The sequence below is a fragment of the Streptomyces sp. Ru71 genome (assembly GCF_002920535.1).
Taxonomy (GTDB): Bacteria; Actinomycetota; Actinomycetes; order Streptomycetales; family Streptomycetaceae; genus Streptomyces.
Map to the genome: position 1 here is coordinate 1 of NZ_PQSS01000178.1, position 879 is coordinate 879.

At 77.4% G+C, this 879-nt stretch carries 2 pseudogenes; both read right to left on the reverse strand.

From position 1 onward, the window contains the following. Window positions 1–263, reverse strand: a pseudogene (locus C3489_RS40120) (serine/threonine protein kinase); the annotation flags it as partial. A gap of 16 nt (window positions 264–279) precedes the next feature. Further along, window positions 280–879: pseudogene (locus tag C3489_RS38965) on the reverse strand (serine/threonine protein kinase); the annotation flags it as partial.

Below are 879 nucleotides of genomic sequence, written 5' to 3' on the forward strand. Positions count from 1 at the left end.
AGCTTTTCGCCGTTGCTCGTGTTGACGCGCTCCAGACGGCCGTCCGGCAGCAGGGTCACCTCCGTGGCCGCGCCCGGGGTGCAGGACGAGGCCGGTTCGCCGGTCGTCACGGTCGACGGGCCGATCTGCAGCGGGCCGTCGGGCCCGGGCGCCTGGGTGAGAGAGGCAGCGAACTCGCAGTGGTAGCTGCCGGTGCCGGCGGGGCCGTCGGCGACGAGCGTGAGGACCGTGTCGCCCACCTCGCCCTGACGGATGGTGAGCACCCGGGTGTTGGTGCCGTCACCGGTGTCGATCGTCGCGGTCCAGGTGCCGAGAAAGGCCTGGGGGACGGTGCCGTTCTGCGGGGTCGGCGAGGCGGTGGTCGGGGACGGGGAGGCGGTGGTCGGGCCCGGGGTGGGCGGGCCGCTGGTCGGGTGGGGACGGGTCCGGTCCCGGGTCCTTGCCGTCGCCGCTCATGAACGCGTACACCGAGCCGCCGGCCGCGAGCGCGACGACCAGGGCGACGACGACGAGCAGCACGGTGGAACGGCCGCTGCGGCGCGGGGGTTCCTGCGGGCCGAAGGGCGCGGGTCCGTAGGGCGGCGTGGAGCCGAGCCCGCCGCCGTACGGCTGATGGCCCCAGGCACCGGGCTGCTGCGGATAGCCGTAACGATCGGGGGCCGGGGCCGGCTGGGGATGCGGCTGGCCGTACGCGCCGCCGGGCGGGGACGCCTGGTGGTGCGGCTGGCCGTACGCGGCGGGCGCCGCCTGGGCGTGCGGGTGGCCGGTGCCGCCGTACGGCCCCTGCGGCGCCGGCGCCTGACCGTGCTGCGCGCCGGGCTGCTGCGGGATGCCGTACGCCGGCGGCGCCGACGGGGGCGGGCCCGGCTGGGTGGGTGA